The 15,984-nt window shown below is 69.5% G+C and carries 16 protein-coding genes and 1 pseudogene; 12 read left to right on the top strand and 5 right to left on the bottom strand.

From position 1 onward, the window contains the following. Nucleotides 1–14: 14 nt before the first annotated feature. Complete coding sequence (locus ACIQE0_RS28130; protein WP_366336573.1) at nt 15–557, bottom strand: RICIN domain-containing protein; 543 nt, start codon at nt 555–557, stop codon at nt 15–17. A 468-nt stretch (nt 558–1,025) separates the two neighbouring features. Between ACIQE0_RS28130 and ACIQE0_RS28125 the strand changes: the two genes are divergently transcribed. Next, nucleotides 1,026–2,501, top strand: a complete 1,476-nt coding sequence (locus ACIQE0_RS28125) for an NF041680 family putative transposase (protein WP_402337376.1) — start codon at nt 1,026–1,028, stop codon at nt 2,499–2,501. Between the two features lie 318 nt (nt 2,502–2,819). Here the strand turns inward: ACIQE0_RS28125 and ACIQE0_RS28120 are convergent, their stop codons facing one another. Further along, nucleotides 2,820–3,302 (bottom strand): MarR family winged helix-turn-helix transcriptional regulator, encoded by a 483-nt coding sequence (locus ACIQE0_RS28120; protein ID WP_402337373.1) that lies wholly within the window; start codon nt 3,300–3,302, stop codon nt 2,820–2,822. Nucleotides 3,303–3,358: 56 nt separating this feature from the next. Between ACIQE0_RS28120 and ACIQE0_RS28115 the strand changes: the two genes are divergently transcribed. The 3 genes from ACIQE0_RS28115 to ACIQE0_RS28105 all read left to right on the top strand — a co-directional run bounded on the left by ACIQE0_RS28115 (nt 3,359) and on the right by ACIQE0_RS28105 (nt 6,074). Further along, complete coding sequence (locus ACIQE0_RS28115; protein WP_366336579.1) at nt 3,359–3,811, top strand: SRPBCC family protein; 453 nt, start codon at nt 3,359–3,361, stop codon at nt 3,809–3,811. 225 nt (nt 3,812–4,036) lie between these two features. Next, nucleotides 4,037–5,191, top strand: a complete 1,155-nt coding sequence (locus ACIQE0_RS28110) for an epoxide hydrolase family protein (protein ID WP_402337370.1) — start codon at nt 4,037–4,039, stop codon at nt 5,189–5,191. Nucleotides 5,192–5,225: 34 nt separating this feature from the next. Continuing rightward, entirely contained in the window at nt 5,226–6,074 is an 849-nt protein-coding gene (locus ACIQE0_RS28105; protein WP_402337368.1) for an LLM class flavin-dependent oxidoreductase, read from the top strand. A gap of 321 nt (nt 6,075–6,395) precedes the next feature. Here ACIQE0_RS28105 and ACIQE0_RS28100 read toward each other — a convergent pair whose 3' ends face one another. Continuing rightward, nucleotides 6,396–6,779, bottom strand: coding sequence for a winged helix-turn-helix transcriptional regulator (locus tag ACIQE0_RS28100; protein WP_402337365.1), 384 nt, complete (start codon nt 6,777–6,779; stop codon nt 6,396–6,398). A gap of 101 nt (nt 6,780–6,880) precedes the next feature. Between ACIQE0_RS28100 and ACIQE0_RS28095 the strand changes: the two genes are divergently transcribed. The 6 genes from ACIQE0_RS28095 to ACIQE0_RS28070 all read left to right on the top strand — a co-directional run bounded on the left by ACIQE0_RS28095 (nt 6,881) and on the right by ACIQE0_RS28070 (nt 12,326). Next, the gene (locus ACIQE0_RS28095; protein ID WP_384096892.1) at nt 6,881–7,282 is read left to right on the top strand and encodes a RidA family protein; all 402 of its coding nucleotides are present in this window, start codon (nt 6,881–6,883) and stop codon (nt 7,280–7,282) included. A 618-nt stretch (nt 7,283–7,900) separates the two neighbouring features. Further along, nucleotides 7,901–8,917, top strand: coding sequence for an aKG-HExxH-type peptide beta-hydroxylase (locus ACIQE0_RS28090; protein ID WP_402337363.1), 1,017 nt, complete (start codon nt 7,901–7,903; stop codon nt 8,915–8,917). Continuing rightward, complete coding sequence (locus ACIQE0_RS28085; RefSeq protein ID WP_402337360.1) at nt 8,914–10,188, top strand: YcaO-like family protein; 1,275 nt, start codon at nt 8,914–8,916, stop codon at nt 10,186–10,188. The genes ACIQE0_RS28090 and ACIQE0_RS28085 overlap by 4 nt, the downstream gene beginning before the upstream one ends. Nucleotides 10,189–10,235: 47 nt before the next feature. Next, nucleotides 10,236–11,030: a class I SAM-dependent DNA methyltransferase gene (locus ACIQE0_RS28080; RefSeq protein WP_402337358.1), complete on the top strand. Its 795-nt coding sequence runs from the start codon at nt 10,236–10,238 to the stop codon at nt 11,028–11,030. Nucleotides 11,031–11,055: 25 nt separating this feature from the next. Further along, on the top strand, nt 11,056–11,475 hold the full coding sequence (locus ACIQE0_RS28075; RefSeq protein WP_402337356.1) for a hypothetical protein: 420 nt from the start codon (nt 11,056–11,058) through the stop codon (nt 11,473–11,475). Then, nucleotides 11,472–12,326: a hypothetical protein gene (locus ACIQE0_RS28070; RefSeq protein WP_402337353.1), complete on the top strand. Its 855-nt coding sequence runs from the start codon at nt 11,472–11,474 to the stop codon at nt 12,324–12,326. Before ACIQE0_RS28075 ends, ACIQE0_RS28070 begins: the two co-directional genes overlap by 4 nt. 33 nt (nt 12,327–12,359) lie before the next feature. Here ACIQE0_RS28070 and ACIQE0_RS28065 read toward each other — a convergent pair whose 3' ends face one another. Next, a complete protein-coding gene (locus tag ACIQE0_RS28065; protein ID WP_402337350.1) occupies nt 12,360–13,223 on the bottom strand; it encodes an NAD-dependent epimerase/dehydratase family protein in 864 nt (287 codons plus the stop codon). A gap of 281 nt (nt 13,224–13,504) precedes the next feature. On the opposite strand from ACIQE0_RS28065, the pseudogene ACIQE0_RS28060 reads away from it, so the two are divergent. Both ACIQE0_RS28060 and ACIQE0_RS28055 read left to right on the top strand, forming a co-directional pair. After that, nucleotides 13,505–13,869, top strand: a pseudogene (locus ACIQE0_RS28060) (transposase). A gap of 156 nt (nt 13,870–14,025) precedes the next feature. Further along, nucleotides 14,026–14,793: a glucose 1-dehydrogenase gene (locus ACIQE0_RS28055; RefSeq protein WP_366336601.1), complete on the top strand. Its 768-nt coding sequence runs from the start codon at nt 14,026–14,028 to the stop codon at nt 14,791–14,793. 165 nt (nt 14,794–14,958) lie between these two features. Here the strand turns inward: ACIQE0_RS28055 and ACIQE0_RS28050 are convergent, their stop codons facing one another. Next, the gene (locus ACIQE0_RS28050; RefSeq protein WP_402337346.1) at nt 14,959–15,810 is read right to left on the bottom strand and encodes a GNAT family N-acetyltransferase; all 852 of its coding nucleotides are present in this window, start codon (nt 15,808–15,810) and stop codon (nt 14,959–14,961) included. Nucleotides 15,811–15,984: the final 174 nt, after the last annotated feature.

Here is a 15,984-nt window from a genome sequence, read left to right as displayed (position 1 = left end):
GTAGGAACGCGTGCTCAGGACACCGGCTCGAGGCGGAACCTCTGCGCGTAGAGGTCCCTGCACGGGTACTGGTCAATCAGAGCGCTATCCGCGGTGCTCCCATCCCGGACGGTGAAGCACTTGTCCACAAACGTCAGGATCTCGACCCGCCCGTCCTCGAGCGGGCGGATGCGGAACTTCTGTGCGACGAGGTCCACGCAGTGGTACTGGTCGATCAGAGCGCTGTCCGCGGTGCTCTCATTCCAGACCGTCAGGCACTTGTTCGTGAACGTTCTGATCTCCCACCGCCCGCCACTGACCGAGTGGAAGGTGAACCTCTGGGCGCTGAGGCCCCTGCACGGGTACTGGTCGATCAGAGCGCCGTCCTCGGTGCTCTCATTCCGGACCGTCAGGCACTTGTCCGCGAATGTCACGATCCGGTAACTCACGTCTTGTGAGATGGAAGCCTCAGATGCTGCGGCGGCCTGCGGCGCCCACATCAATGGGGACAGAACTGCCACCGTCGCGGCTGCCTTGACCACCGACCGCCACGGAACATTCCTCATCTTGCCGATCACTTGGATCCTCCCTCATTCACGGCGGGACATCTCCCGCGCTGACAACCGGCGTCGGACCTGGACGGCCGAGCCGTTCTGGCCATCGGACGGGCAGCGCTGAGGAGATGAGCCAAACCACCTGAGCCGGAGGCGCAGGAAGCATCACAAGAAGCGCCAGAACCGCCCCCGCCCGCCGTCGTGCGCCTGCCATGCCCGCACGAGGATCCCCGTCTCACAGGCGATGGCGAAGGCGTCCGGGAGTGTCCGGGACCTCCACCCTGGCCTGCTTCACCTCGCTGCCGACACCACCTGCTTGAGACGACTCCGAACCTCATTCTGAAACGATCAGTAAGCTTGTCGTTTAGGGTCCGGCGTCGAACGCGGATCGAACTTGACCGGCGTTTTCGCAGTTCAGTGGACGTAAGGGCGGCCTTCGACTGATCCTGTGCTCCGTCACAGAGGCAGAGGATCAGCGCGAAGGCCGTGGTCGTGAGTTTGGTGCATCAGAGCGTCCTGCGGGATGCGTTCGCGGAAGTGTCACACTTCCGGTCGGAGCTGTACGCGTGTCTGACCGCCCGAGGCGACGCCTTGGTCGAGTTGTGCGACGCGCTGCTGTGCACAGACGGGCCGGTGCGGACACTGGTCGATCTCGCGCTCGCGCCCGAACACCGCCGTGGGCACGGAGCCCTGTATGGCGGACTCAACCAGGGACGGGTCGACGTCGCCCGGCTGCGTCGGGCCCTGGCCGGGGCGCCATTGCCGAGGGCGGCGGACGGTCGGCTCGTGCCGGCGGTGGATGTCTCGCCGTGGCTGCGACCGGACGCCAACACGTGTGCTGACCAGGCCTTTTGCCACACGTTCGGTCGGGGCGAGGGCAAGCATCAGATGGTGCCCGGCTGGCCATACTCGGTGGTCGCCGCGCTGGAGACTGGCCGCACGTCCTGGACGGCAGTGCTGGACGCGGTCCGCCTGGAGCCCGGCGCCGACGTCGCCGCAGTGACCACGGTGCAGATCCGCGAGGTCGTCGAGCGCCTCGTCGCCGCCGGCCAGTGGCGACCGGGTGACCCGGAGATCCTGGTCGTGCTGGACGCCGGATACGACGCCCCGCGCATCGCCCACCTGCTGGCCGGGCTGCCCGTCGAGATCCTCGGCCGGCTCCGTTCGGACCGGGTGATGCGGCGTCCGACCCCCTCCCGCGAAGAGTTCCACCTGGCCAACCCCGAGGGCGGTCGGCCGCCCAAGCACGGCGGCGAGTTCGTCTTCGGCGATCCCACGACCTGGGGCGCCGAGCAGGCCGTGACGGTCACGGACACCCGGCTCTATGGGAAGGCGACCGCGCAGGCGTGGGACCGGCTGCACCCGCGGCTGACCCGCCGGGCCGCGTGGCTCGACCACGACGGGCCGCTGCCTCTCATCGAGGGCACCGTCGTCCGCCTGGTCGTGGAGAAGCTGCCCAGCGGCGGGGTCAACAAACCGGTCTGGCTGTGGTGGTCACAAACCGGAGCCACCAAGGCGGATGTCGACCGCTGCTGGCAATCCTTCCTCCGCCGCTTCGACATCGAGCACACATTTCGCCTGTTCAAGCAGACCCTGGGGTGGACCAGGCCCCGGCTCCGCAGTTCGGAAGCGGCCGACCGGTGGACCTGGCTCGTGATCGCTGCCTATGCCCAGCTCCGGCTCGCCCGACCGCTGGCCGCCGACCTCCGCAGGCCCTGGGAGAAGCCGACGGAGCCGAACAGGCTGACACCCGCCCGCGTCCGCAGAGGGTTCAGGAACCTGCACGCGAAGACCGGGTCTCCAGCCAGTGCACCGAAACCCTCAACACCCGGACCAGGAAGGCCATTTGGCTCGAAGAATCGCCGCCTGGCCGCCCGGCATGACGTGGGCAGAGTCCTCGCCACCGGCGAGGCGTTCAGCCGCCCCGCCCACCACAAAGTCGGTACGAAACCGCGTCGAACTGGATAGACGACAAGCTAACCGGAGATCCGGTGCCAAAGGGGGCAATGCGTGCGCAGGGACGGCCCAGCAGCAACCGCTGCTCCGGATGCCCGGCCATTCCTGCCGAACTCCCTTATTTCGTCGCAGAGGTAAGCGCGACGAGGGAGATCGCCCTCATGCCCTGCGCTGGAGTTCTCTACGCGCTCGATCTACGGGCGTCTTCGACGGTCCGCGCCCGGGTCCTGACCGGTTTGTCGGCCGGGTGGGCGAGGTGGGCCCTGGTGGCGGTCCCGCCGGGGATCTGTGCGTCGAGATCCCCTGGGTGCTGCCGCGCCATTCGATGGGTCAGGGTAGTTCGGATTCGAGGCGGCGCTGCAGCTCACCGAGGGTCTCGCGTGCGAGGTCGAGCCTTTTCGGGTCGAGACCTTCTGTGGTGCGGAGGGCAAGCTGGGTGTAGGCCGCCTGCATCCTGTGCAGTGCTGCGCGGCCGGTCGGGGTGACCTCGAGCAGCTTGGCCCGCTGGTGCGCGGGATTGGGTCGGTAGCAGGCGAGTTCGTCCTCGACGAGCAGGTCCGCGACGCGCTGGACTGCCTGGCGCGTGTGGCCGAGCCGGCAGGCGATGGCGCCGACCGGGGCGGCTTCGTGTTCGACCTCGGCGAGGACCTGCCAGCGCGCCAGGCTCTGGCAGGTCGGACGGGCGATGCCGTTGCCGATCGCCTCGACGGCGTCGGCGAGTCTGCCGACCTGGTCGATCAGCGCGCTGTAGGCATCACAGGCCCGGTCGCCATCCTTGACAACATGTTGTCGTGTCACTACCTTCTCGGGCATAGCAACATGTTGTCATGTTGCGCTTCGGGCCGCAATGAGCGAATGAGGAGAACCGCATGTCCTCCGTACCCCGCCCCCTCTTAATCTCACGCAGCATCGTCATCGCCGCACTACCCTCGGCGGTGTTCTCGGTGCTCGCCGATCCGCACCGCCACGCCGACTTCGACGGCTCAGGCACCGTGAAGAACGCGGTCTCGGGACCCGACCGCCTGGGCCTGGGCGACACGTTCAAGACAGCCATGAAACTGTTCGGTGTGCGCTACCAAATCGTGAACACGGTGGTCGAGTTCGAGGCGGACCGGCGCATCGCGTGGTGCCACCCCGGCAAGCACCGCTGGCGCTACGAACTCGAAGCGGTCGACGGCGCCACACGGGTCGTCGAGACCTGCGACTTCTCCACCTCGCCTGTGCGCGGGCTGCTCCTGCGCACACCGTGGCCCCGCTGGAGCGCCGAGGGCATCGAGAAGACCCTGCCGCGGCTCAAGGCTCTGGTCGAGAACGGCGCCTGAACCGACCAGCCGGGGCGGCCCGACCCACCTGCCGCGGCCGACCGCACACCGTGCGGTCCCCCCGGGTACTCGGACTGCCGGGACCATCGCACCACTTCGACATGCTGCGCGGAACGGTGGCATGTCGCCGAACCACGACGCGCAGAGGCGAATGTTGCCGCGCGCCCAACACCACCTTCAGCGGTGTGCCGCCGCAGTGTGCACTGCACAAGCCAGGTGAGTCGCATGGCATCCGAACACCGCCCCTTCCGGATCGACATACCCGAAGAAGATCTCATGGACCTCGCGGAGCGCCTGGACCGCACCCGCTGGCCCGATGAGCTGCCTGGGGCCGGTTGGTCCTACGGCGTCAACAGGGCATGGCTGCGGGACCTGGTCGGTTACTGGCGCGAGGGCTACGACTGGCGAGCGCACGAGGCGGCGCTGAACAGGCATCTGCAGTTCACCACAGAGATCGACGGGCAGAACATCCACTTCCTGCACGTCCGTTCCCCCGAGCCGGACGCGACACCCCTGATCATCACGCACGGCTGGCCCAGCACGATCGCCGACTTCCAGGCGATCCTCGAACCGCTCACCGATCCCCGTGCACACGGAGGCGACCCGGCCGACGCCTTTCACGTCGTCGCGCCCTCCCTGCCCGGGTACGCCTTCTCCGGCCCGACCCGCGAGCGCGGCTGGGGCGTCAACCGCACCGCCCGCGCCTGGGCTCAGCTCATGGGCGACCTGGGGTACGAGCGCTACGCGGTCCAGGGCGGGGATTTCGGCAGTCTCATCGCGCCTGAGCTCGGTCGGGTTGCCGGACAACAGGTGATCGGAGTGCACGTCAACGCATTGGCCTTCGCCGCGTGGCCCGTGTCCCCCGATGAGCTCGACATACTCGGCGAGGCCGATCGCGAACGGGCGCTCGACCATGAGCGCTGGTGGTATGGGCGTTCCGGCTACATGCACGAGATGAGCACCCGCCCACAGACGATCGCCTACGCGCTGAACGACTCGCCGGTCGGGCAACTGGCCTGGAATTCCGAGTGGTTAGTCGACTACGACCCCACCGCGACCAAGCACACCGCCATCGACCGGGACGCGATCCTGACCAACGTCAGCATCTACTGGCTGACCAGGACAGCGGGCTCGGCCGCACGCCTCTACTTCGAGGCCGGGGCTGAACTGCCTGCGGGAAGGCCGTCGCCGTCGGGGGTCCCGACAGCGGTGGCGAACTTCCCCGGGGACCACGCGATCCAGGATCTGGCGAAACGGTCGCACATGATCACGCGCTGGCGGGAGTACGAGCGAGGCGGGCACTTCCCCGCCCTCCAAGCCCCCGAGCTACTCGTGGCCGACATCCGGGAGTTCTTCCGAAGCCTGCCCGGCACACCCTGACGCAGGACTGACCTCACCACAGAGAGGGACCACTGTGCAGATCGGCATCGGACTTCCGAATCAGGTCCGCGATGTCACGGCGTCGACCGTTCCACGCTGGGCGGTTCGGACCGAGGGCGCGGGGTTTTCCACCCTCGCCACGACCGGGCGCTACGCATACCCGGGCGTGAGCGACACCGTCGCGCTCGCGGCCGCGGCCGGGGCGACCACCACGATCGGACTGCTCAGCGCGGTCCTGCTGGCCCCGACGTGGCCCGGTGCCCTGCTGGCCAAGGAGATCGCGGGCATCGACGGTGTCTCCGGCGCCCGTCTCACGCTCGGTGTCGGCGTCGGGTCGCGCGAGGACGAGTTCACCGTGCCCGGGCACGACATGCACGGTCGTGGCGCGCGGTTGGAATCCGACCTGGCGACGTACCGCGAGATCTGGAGCGGGGCGCCGGTCGGCAACGGACCGAACCCGGCCGTGCCGTCGGGCACCCGGCAAGTCCCCATGTTGTTCGGCGGGTACTCCGCTCGTGCGCTGGACCGCATGGTGCGCTGGGGAGAGGGCTACATCGGCGGTTCGCTGCCTCCGGCCATGACAGCGCCCAGCTTCGAGGCGGCGAAACGGGCCTGGCGGGAGGCAGGCCGCCGGGGCGCCCCGAAACTCGTCGTCCTCGCCTATTTCGCACTGGGCGACCCCGAGGCCGGACGGGCGAACATCGAGGACTTCTACCGGCTGGCCCCCAAGGACATCGCCGCCAACGCGGTGCTTCACACCACCCGGGAGACGATCGAGCGGTCCATCACGGAGTACACCGACCTCGGTGTGGACGAGATCATCTTCGTTCCCGCCACGGACGACCTCGATGAGGTCACGAGGCTCGCCGACATCGCCACCTGAACAGCTGTCAGGAGCCGACATTCAGCAAGACCTTCAAACGTTCCGTGAGCATCACCGAACGTGACGAGTGAGGGTCTTCCTTCTTGGGTGGGTGTGCGCGCCCTCCTCGCGCTCTCGGTCTTCGTCGCCGTCGGCCGCTTGGCTTTGTGCACCTCAAGCAGCAGCGTTTGTCTGCTGGTTTGGGCAGCAGTTGGTGATCTTGAAGCTCGTAGATGTTCGGCTCGGCAGCCCGATAGCAGGTGCGGCGCAGGCCGAGTTGGTGGCCACCAACTTGAGATCGATCAAGGAAGCGCGCAACGAAAGTGTGGCGCTGTGCACTTGTCAGGCGTCGAAATGACGGCGCGCGTCCTCGATGTGACCGAGGTACTGGTGGGTCCAGCCGCATATGGCGTCAACCGTGGCGCGCAGGGCCCGGCCCGGCTCGGTGAGGGTGTACTCGACCCGCGGTGGCACGGTGGGGTACACCTTCCGGTCGACCAGGCCGTTGCGCTCCAGTATGCGCAGGTTCTGGGTGAGCATCTTGTGGCTGACGCCCTCGACCTCGTTCCGCAGTTCGCTGAAGCGCAGGGTGCGCTCGCCGAGCGCCTCGATGATCAGGAACGCCCACTTGTTGGCGACGTCCGAGAAGATCTCCCGCGCCAGGGAGTCCGCGCGCCTCAGGTCAGCGTCCTCAGGCAGGTCCTTGAGCAGTTGCTTGGTCACCATCAGGTTCCTCAGTCACCGAAAAGTGCGTTCTTCCAGTTCAGCCGTCACTCTCCTACGGTTCCTGAGTAACCACAAGAGAGCAGTTCAGGAAGGCGAACACCATGACCGTGATCGATGTTTTCAACCACAACGTGCGGGCCGAGAGCGACTTCGGCTACTCGCAGGCGATCAAGTCCGGCGACCTGATCCACGTCTCCGGACAGCTCTCGCTCGACGAGGCGGGCGTGTTCCTCCACGCGAACGATTTCGCCGCCCAGCTCAAGCAGACCTACGTCAACATGGACAAGGTCCTGGGCCACTACGGAGTCACCCGGAAGCAGATCGTCTCGCAGGTTCTGTACGCGGTGGACCTGCAGCAGAACGCCGCGGCGACGCTGGAGGGCAACCTGGCGTACTTCGGCGACCACCGCCCGGTCAGCACCGTTCTCGGCATCACTGAACTGACCTTCCCCGGCCAGGCCATCGAGATCAGCTTCGTCGTCGACACGAAACTGCCCGCCTGAGCTCGCCCACAGCGCGCGGCGCGTCCAGGCCCGCCCACAGGATCCCGTCGATCACCGGCTTGTAGGGCTCCGGCAGCGCGACGGCCGCAGTAGCGGCCATGGGCGGTGGTCTCCCGGCCGTCAGGCCGCCGAACGTAGAGCGCCGATCAGGAATGCCCTCAGCGGCCGGCCCTCGACTACGCGCAGATGTCAGGTGGCCTGAGCGGCAGCGCCTCGTCCGAGGGTGGCCCAGAGGGGCTGGGGGAGTGCGCGCGGTGTGCGTCGTCTGCCGCCAGTCAGGCGCCGACTCCGGGCATGGACGCCGAGTGGCGCAATCGGGCTATCTCGCGCAGAGTTGAGCCTATCGGCCAAAACGGCTCCATATCGGCTGTGTGGAGCCGTCCAACCGTGAATACCAGGAGGAGTCATGGAAGAAGTCCGCGACACCACCGAAGCCGACACCGAGGTCCTGGAGCCCGTGGAGGAGGAAGACCTTCCCGAGTTCGCCCTCATGGTCGACGTTCCCCGCTGACTCCGGACCTCTGTTCGGACAGGGGTGTTGTAGAGCGCCCCAGGTGCGGGGCCGGGCTTTGTCCGGCCCCGCACCGCGCTGTTCACCGCACCGAGAGGGGTGGCAACGTGCAGGTCGCGCCCGACGTGGAGGCCGCCCGGGAGGACGAACGAGGAGTGGCCCGACTGGTGCACGCCAGCCTGTCCCGCGTGCTCCCCCTGGTCTCCCCGCCTCTGGACCACGAGATCGCCTACCCCGGCTACCACGCCGCCGCCCACCGAGCGCAGCGCCTCGCACGCCACGGCCTACCCGACGCCGACCAACTCGACCGATTCGCAGGCGAGTTGAGCGCCGTCGGTGACCGTGCTCGCGCCAGTGCCGCGCGGGCCGCCCGGCGCACCGCGGACGGGCGGTGGCTGGTCGACCTGCCACCCGCGGAGGAGCACCTCAGAGCGAGCCTGAACCGAGCCCGCTCCTGCATCCCACGACGACCCGACCGCGCCGCGGACCTCGCCGCGCTCACCGTCGCACCCTGGAACGCCCGCCACCACCAGGCCTTCGACGAGGCCTATCGCCTCCTGGGCCAGGTCTGGCCGGAGATGCTGGCCGAGATCTCAGCCGTCGTACGACAGGTGGCGCTGCTGGAGGGGTGGGGCATCGACGGGTTCACCGACTTCACCGTGCACGGCGTGGTCTTCGTCAACAGCGCACGGGTCGTCCCGACGGCCGACCCGCACAACCCCGACGCAACCCCCCTGCCCGCGCCGCTGCCCCTGGTCGAGGCCCTGGTCCACGAGGGAACACACAACCGTTGCGACGCCGCCGCGGCGAACACGCCCTTCCTCACCGACGCGTCGGGGGAACTCCTGCGGACACCGCTGCGCGCCGACCCCCGCCCGCTGTCGGGCCTCTTCCAGCAGGTCGTGGTCCTGGCCAGGAGCGTGCTGCTCTACGAACGGCTCCTGGCAGCGCCCCACGGCATGCTCCAGGACGGCAGGGCCGCGGTCGAGGCCCGGCACGACCTGCTCACCCGCCAGGGCATCGACGGCTGCAACGCCTTGGACGAGCAACACGACGGACTCACCGACCACGGCCGCTCGATGACCGCGCAGGCACGCCAGGTGCTGGAACGGGCCGCGCGATGACGTCCGAGCACGCGGGTGATGAGCCCGGGCGGCCATGGCCGGTGCAGACCTTCGTACCGTTCCCCACCGCCCCCGACCTGTTCTTCGCGCGCACCGCCGCCCGGTCCCAGGCATTCTCGGCGAACGACGCGGCAGGCGGCCGGCCCGTCCTGATCGGCGCCGCGGCCGGAACGGACCGCGCCGAGGTGGCCGTCCGCGCCCGCGGGGAACTGGCGGAACGCGTGGACAACGTCCTGGCGGGCCGCCAGGCGGAGGCCGGCAGACGCGGCAGTGTGGCGGGCTCCTACGACGTGCTGCGCCGCAAAGGCACCCCCGTCCTCGACCCCGCGACCTGGCCCGAACTCCGCAGCGCCGCCCACGAGTTGCGCACGGCCGAGATGCTATGGGTGCCCGGCACGTCCCTCACCCATGGCCACCAGACCCTGGTCCCGGCGTGTGCGGTGTATCTGGCGCACCGCCCGCCGCCCGGCTGCGCCGCACCGCTGCACCCGGGCTCCACCGGCCTGGCCGCCCACCACACCCGCTCCCAAGCCGGACGGCACGCCGCCCTGGAAGTACTGGAACGCCATCTGCTGTGGCACGCCTGGTACTCCAACGGCCCCCGCACCGCTTACGCGACGGGGGCCGAACCCACCCTGTCGCAGCCCCTGCGCGAGACCCTGACGGCGCTCGGGGTGCTGGCCACGTTCGTGGTACTGCCCGGCCCGGCGCATACGGCCTGCGTCGTGGCCTGCCTGCACGCAGCGGACCGGACCGGACAGAGCTTCGGCGCCCGCGCGACACACCTGACCACCACCCACCACGAGACCCTGCCCCGCGCGGCGGCGGACGCGGCCTGCCACGAGGCGCTGATGGTGCGCTGGAGCCTGGGCACGACCGCCGCCCACACCGCCTGGCGCCGACTGCAGGCAACCGGCGACGAACCGCCGTACGGGCCACTGGAACACGCCCTGCACACCTACCACCGGCAGGACAGCCTGGCCCACCTGCTCACCGGAAGCACCCCACAGACCCCCAACAGCCCACCAGGCCGACACCGGCCCAAAACACCCGGCGACGAACTCACCCACCTGGCACACACACTCGCCGACCTCACCGAGAACGACGTGGTCCTGGTGGACACCACCAGGGCCACCGGCCACCACGGACCGGGCGAGGCCGCCGCCGTGGTCCGCCTGGTCGCCCCCGGCATGCACCGCCTCCCTGCCGACGAACGCACCCAACGGCCGCCGACCGACGCCCGCACCCGCCTGCCCCACCCCCTGGGTTGACCCTCCCCACGCCGACGACCCCGCACCACCACCGAGGAGACGCCTCCATGTCCGCCGACACCGACACCGGCTCCGCCCACCAACCCGCCGCCGCACCAGCACCGGGGGAACCGGCCGACTCCTACGCCACCCGGTTCGCCGCACGCTACGACGACTGGTTCGGCCACGCGGCCCCCACCGAGGACACCGTCGCCCTCCTCGCCCAACTCGCCGGCCCAGGACCCGTACTGGAACTGGGCCCCGGCACCGGCCGCGTCGCGCTGCCACTGGCCGCACGCGGCCTGGAGGTCCACGGCGTCGAGGGATCACCGGAGATGGCGGCCGAACTGCGCTCCCGACCCGGCGGCGACCGCATCACGCTCACGATGGGCGACTTCACCGAGGTACCCGTCGACGGCACCTACTCACTGATCTACCTCGCCAGCGGAACGTTCTTCGAAATCCCCTCCCAGGACGCCCAACTGCGCTGCTTCGAGGCGGCGGCACGCAGACTGGCACCGGGCGGGGTGTTCGTCTTCGACGCCCTGCTGCCGGAGACCCTGTCCGCACCGCAGTCGGCCGCCGGCTGGGTGCTGCCCACCGCCGACGGCTCGCTGGTGGTCCGGCACCGCCAGGTCGACCAGGCAACCCAGCGCTACGCCTCCCACTACCTGATCACCAGCGAGGAACAGCTGCACCACGTACACGTCCGCTTCCGCTACGCGGGGGCGGGCGAGCTGGACCTGATGGCGCGTCTGGCCGGTCTGCGACTGCGTCGACGCCACGGCAGCTGGGCCGGCGAACCGTTCCGGGACGGCTGCGCCTACCACGTCTCGGTCTACGAACACACCGACCGGCCCTGACCGGACGCACAGAAGGGCCGCCACCGTGTTCCTCCACGCCGTCCTCGAAAGCACCGCACTGGTGCTGCTCGTCCTGTTCGTCGTCTGGGGCGTACGGACCTCCCCGCACCGGCCGTTCTCCTGGGGGATGTACTCCGGATCCTCCAAGGGATTCCTGTGGACCCGGGCCGAGACGGACGGCGCGCGGTGGCGGCCGGTGCGCCACCGCGAACTGGGACTGGAACCCGAAGGCCACCTCCTCAACGTCCCGGAACTGCACCGCCTGCTCGGCACCACCGCACCACCGGTGCGATTCGACGGCCTGATCACCGGCTCGGCAGGTGACTGGCGGATCCGCTACGAAGCCGGCGAGCCAGGAGGGCCGGCGGGCCGGCTCTACGCAGCCCCCCTCACCCCCGGCACCGGACACGCCCGCCTCATCGCGGCACTGCAGGAGCTGCAATGACCGTCCCGCACGGCCTGCCGGCCCCGATGGCCAGCGCGGCAGCCATGTGCTGCCTGGCCCTCGCCCTCGCCTGGCGGGCCGGCTTGGCACTGCTCGACGACCGCCTCATCCGCCGCAGCTACCCACGGGCCGGAACCTACCGCCTCGGCCGCGGCTGGGCCGGACCGGACGACTGGGCCACCCAACGGCACCGCGCCCTGACCGGACTGGCAACCGCCGCGCTGCTGCTGCCCGCGGCCTTGCTGCCCCCCTCACCGTGGACGGCCGGCGCCGCACTGCTGTGCTGCGCCGCCGCCGCGGCGGGGATCCTGCGGGAGGGGGCCCACCGATACACCGGCGTGTGCCTGCTCGTCCTGCTCGCCGTCCTGGCCCTGCAGCAGACCACCGTCCTGGCCCGGGGCATCCCGTCCACCGCGCTCGTGGGCTCCCTCGCCTCGTTCTTCGCCGCGCAGATGTACCTCGTGGCAGGCATCCGCAAGCTCCGCTCACCGCACTTCATCAGCGGCCACGTCCTCATGGACAACATCGCCTACAACGCCTGGCAAGCCGCCGCCGGCAGCCGCGACTTCCTCCCTGTGCCACGCCTGCCCCACCTCGCCACCCTCCTGCGCACCCCGGCGTTCCGCTCCGCCTGCAAGGCCGCGGCCCTCGCGACCGCCGCGGTCGAAGTCCTCCTCGGCCTGGGCGCCGTGGGCCTGCTCCCCGCAACAGTCACCCTGCTGCTGGCCATCCCCACCCACCTGGCATTCACCGCGATCAGCCCCCGCCGCATCGTCCCCTTCTCCGCGGCATCCCTGGGACTCCTCCTCCTCGCCCTGCCCCACCCCCTGCTCACCACGATGAGCTGGTGAAACCGAGGGCCCCCTTCTCCCGTGAAGGAAAGGTCAGCCGCCCGTGCGAGGCTCGGCCAACAGGGCCTCCACCCCATGACGAGGGCGGTAGCCGAGCACCGCACCCGCCCGCGCCGACACGTACACACGATCGATCGACGTCGGAAGCGCCCATCCGTTCCGGCCGAACCCGGCCACCACCTCAGGGGCCCGCCGCCTGACGAGCGCGACCGGATCGTGCCGCAGCCCCGTTCGGTCCTCCGCCCGCCACGGATACGGACCCGCGATGTTCAGCACCCCGGCCGCCTGCTGCCGCCCACGGACGGCGGACAGATGCGCCTCTGCCACATCGGCAACGTCCACACCCCGGTAAAGCCGGTGCCGAGCCCGAATCGCCGGCGGCTCGGGGAAGCACCGGGCGATGCGCAGGCACACCGCGCCCATCGTGCCCGCCGCGGAGAGCACGAGGCGTTCGGCCGCCAGTTTCGTCTCGTCGTAGATGTCCCGCGGCCGGCAGGTGACGTCCTCGGTGACCCAGACAGCCTCGTCCGCCGACTCCAACGCATGCCCGTACACCGAGGTCGAGCTCGTGTACACAAAACGGCGCACCCCTGCACTGGCCGACGCCTCCAGCAGATCCCGGGTCGCCCCGACGTTGACCTCACGGAACTCGTCATCCGAATGCACACCGACATGCGGTGCGTGCAGAGCTGCCGTGTGGACGACCGCATCGGCCCCGGCCAACGCGTGCCGCCACGCCGCGGCGTCACGCAGGTCCGCCACCACGGACGTGTCAGGAGACGACAGGCGGTCGATTCCCACGACCGGGCAGCCCGCGGCCCGGAGACGGCGCACGATCGCCGAACCGACGAAACCGGCGCTCCCGGTCACCACGACCTGCGGCTGCTGCCCTACCACTGACACCCTCCCTGGGTGAACTGACGTGCACGACCCACACATTGAGCGTAGAACACACCGGAGGGACGGGGCTTGTCCATTCTGAACTACACGCTCCTACTGGGGCTTTGCCAGGTCCTGCAGTGTGTGGTTCTGGGCGTGACGCTGGTTGGACGCAAATGCGGCAGGCGCCGGTCCAGGTGGCCAGGAGTGTCTGTAACGCGCGGAGGACGGCGTAGAGGGGCAGGCCGGCGCAGGGACTTCTGGGTCGATTCGCAGCATCATGCAGATGATCCACGTTTGTGGCACGTGCAGATCTGACGGATGCACAGTGGGCCCGGCTGGAGCCACTGTCGCCCAAGGGCAAGAAGCCAGGTCGGCCGCCGGTATGGACCCGGCGACAGCTGATCGACGGCATACGGTGGCGGACCGGACCGGGACGCCGCGGCGGGACACCCCGGAGCGGTACGGGCCCTGGAGCCAGCCGTACGACCCGTTCCGCCGCTGGCAGCGGGACGGAACCTGGGCCCGCATCTTCACCCGGCTCCAGACCGAGGCAGCCGCGAAGGGCCTGATCACCTGGGAGAGCAATGCCGACTCCACCGTCTCGGCTGCCGTGCGCCACACACGGCGTCACGTCCCCCCGTTCGACGGATACGACGGTTGATCCGATGCGGTTGTCATCCGGCGGGGACACCTTCCTTGCCCGGGCACCGGGGAAAGCACCGTCCGAAGAAGAACCCGCCTGCCATGGGGGTTCCACACCGCTTGCCCGCCATCCACCTGCATGACTGCAGACGTGGTTGCAGAAAGGACGCTTGAGTTGACTGATCCCGTCGTCCTCATCACAGGCGCGCTCACCGGCATCGGCCGCGCCACCGCCGTCGCCTACGCCCGCCAAGGCGCGAACCTGGTGGTCTCCGGCCGCCATACGGACGCAGGCGAGCAACTCGTAAGGGAACTGACCGACCTCGGCGCCACAACTGAGTTCGTGCGCGCCGACGTCCGCTTCGACGCCGAGGTCAAGGAGCTCGTCGACCGCGCCGTCACGCGGTTCGGACGCCTCGACGTCGCCGTCAACAACGCCGGCACCGAGGGAACAAACAGCCCGGTCACCGAGGTGACCGACGAGCGCTACCAGGCCACCTTCGACACCAACGTCAAGGGAACACTGTTCTGCCTGAAACACCAGTTCCGCGTCATGAAGGAACAGGGCAGCGGGAGCATCGTCAACGTCAGCTCCTGCTTCGGACTGATGGGATACCCCGAAACGGCCCTGTACGCCGGCAGCAAACACGCCGTCGCCGGCATCACCAAGGCAGCCGCCCTCGAAGGCGCCACCCTCGGCGTCCGCGTCAATGCGGTCGCGCCCGGCTTCATCCGGACCGCCATGTACGAGCGGTTCACCGGCGACGACACAGCACGCACCGCGTTCGACGCAGTGCTGCCCATGCACCGGCCAGGCACCCCGGAGGAGATCGCCGAAGCCATCCGGTTCCTGGGATCAGACGGAGCGAGCTACGTCACCGGACACATCCTCCTGATCGACGGCGGCCTCATGGCCGGCGGGCCCCTGCTCCCCAGCTCGTGAACCACGAGGCCGACAGCGACCGTACCGGCCTCAGCGGGCCCGGGCTGTACCGGGCACGGAAGCGGACGGAGCCGATGTACCAGGCTGTTGTCGGCGCCGGAGCCCATCGCGGCCCGCTCGGGCGGCACACCGTCGACCGCGAGGCTCGGCGTGCACTGTCGGTCGTCAGTGTCCAGGCTCCTCGTCTGCAGCACGGACGATGGACAGGGAGCGCTTCTGCCGGCCTTCAGCGTCGAAGTTGTCGGGCGAGAGCCATTCCCGCAACGCCTTGCCGACGCGCGGCCATTCGGAGTCGATGACGGAGTACCAGGCGGTGTCGCGGCTGCGGCCCTTGTAGACCATGGCCTGGCGGAAGATCCCCTCGAAGGCGAAGCCCAGCCGCAGGGCCGCCTTGCGCGAGGGCGCGTTGAGGCTGTCGCACTTCCACTCGTAGCGGCGGTAGCCGAGTTCGTCGAAGGCGTAGGACATGAGCAGGAACTGGGCCTCCGTGGACACCGGAGTCTGCTTCAGCAGAGGTGAGAAGGCCACGCTGCCGACCTCGACGACGCCGTCGGACGGATCCTGGCGCATCAGGGAGAGAGTGCCCACGGCCCTGCCGGTGCGCAGGTCGACGACCGCGTACTCCAGGGGGTCGTCCACCTGCGTCGCCGCCGTCACGTAGGCGCGGTAGTCGGCCGGGTCCTCGAAGGGACCGGACGTCATGTACGTCCAGTCGCTGCCGTCCGCCGCGAGGGCGTAGGCGGCGTACAGATCGTCGGCGTGGCGGTCCGCATCCAGGGGCTCCACCCGGCACAAGCGGCCCTCAAGGGTGACCCGGGCGGGCGCGGGACGCGCCGTCCAGTCGGGCAGAGGGGGGCCGACGGGCTGGCCGTATGCGTTGAGACCTGCGGACATGCTCTTCTCCAGGTGTATGCCGGTCCTTGCCAGGCTGGGCAGGACGAGCTGCTGCGCGGCGGGCACCGCTGCGAACAACTCGCCCTCGCCCACGTCATGGACAGCGGCCAGTACAGCAGACACCTCGCTCGCCTGCGCCGCCTCTACCGCCGTCGGCGAGACACGCTCAGGACCGCACTGCCCGAACACTTCGACGTGCCCCCAACCGACCCGCCGTACCCACCGCCGGTCCGCAGCCTGGAGACTGATCCGGGCTTGATCCAGAGGCGGACCGAGCGGCGGGACGGTTCCATAGCC

This window comes from Streptomyces sp. NPDC093097, assembly GCF_044754325.1.
Classification (GTDB): domain Bacteria; phylum Actinomycetota; class Actinomycetes; order Streptomycetales; family Streptomycetaceae; genus Streptomyces.
This window is presented reverse-complemented; position numbering and strand designations above follow the sequence as displayed.

Excerpts from the sequence above, each read along its gene's own strand:
- ACIQE0_RS28120 (WP_402337373.1), bottom strand. The coding sequence starts at position 3,302 with ATGCCCGAGAAGGTAGTGACACGACAACATGTTGTCAAGGATGGCGAC.
- ACIQE0_RS28115 (WP_366336579.1), top strand. The coding sequence starts at position 3,359 with ATGTCCTCCGTACCCCGCCCCCTCTTAATCTCACGCAGCATCGTCATC.
- ACIQE0_RS28110 (WP_402337370.1), top strand. The coding sequence starts at position 4,037 with ATGGCATCCGAACACCGCCCCTTCCGGATCGACATACCCGAAGAAGAT.
- ACIQE0_RS28100 (WP_402337365.1), bottom strand. The coding sequence starts at position 6,779 with ATGGTGACCAAGCAACTGCTCAAGGACCTGCCTGAGGACGCTGACCTG.
- ACIQE0_RS28095 (WP_384096892.1), top strand. The coding sequence starts at position 6,881 with ATGACCGTGATCGATGTTTTCAACCACAACGTGCGGGCCGAGAGCGAC.
- ACIQE0_RS28085 (WP_402337360.1), top strand. The coding sequence starts at position 8,914 with ATGACGTCCGAGCACGCGGGTGATGAGCCCGGGCGGCCATGGCCGGTG.
- ACIQE0_RS28080 (WP_402337358.1), top strand. The coding sequence starts at position 10,236 with ATGTCCGCCGACACCGACACCGGCTCCGCCCACCAACCCGCCGCCGCA.
- ACIQE0_RS28070 (WP_402337353.1), top strand. The coding sequence starts at position 11,472 with ATGACCGTCCCGCACGGCCTGCCGGCCCCGATGGCCAGCGCGGCAGCC.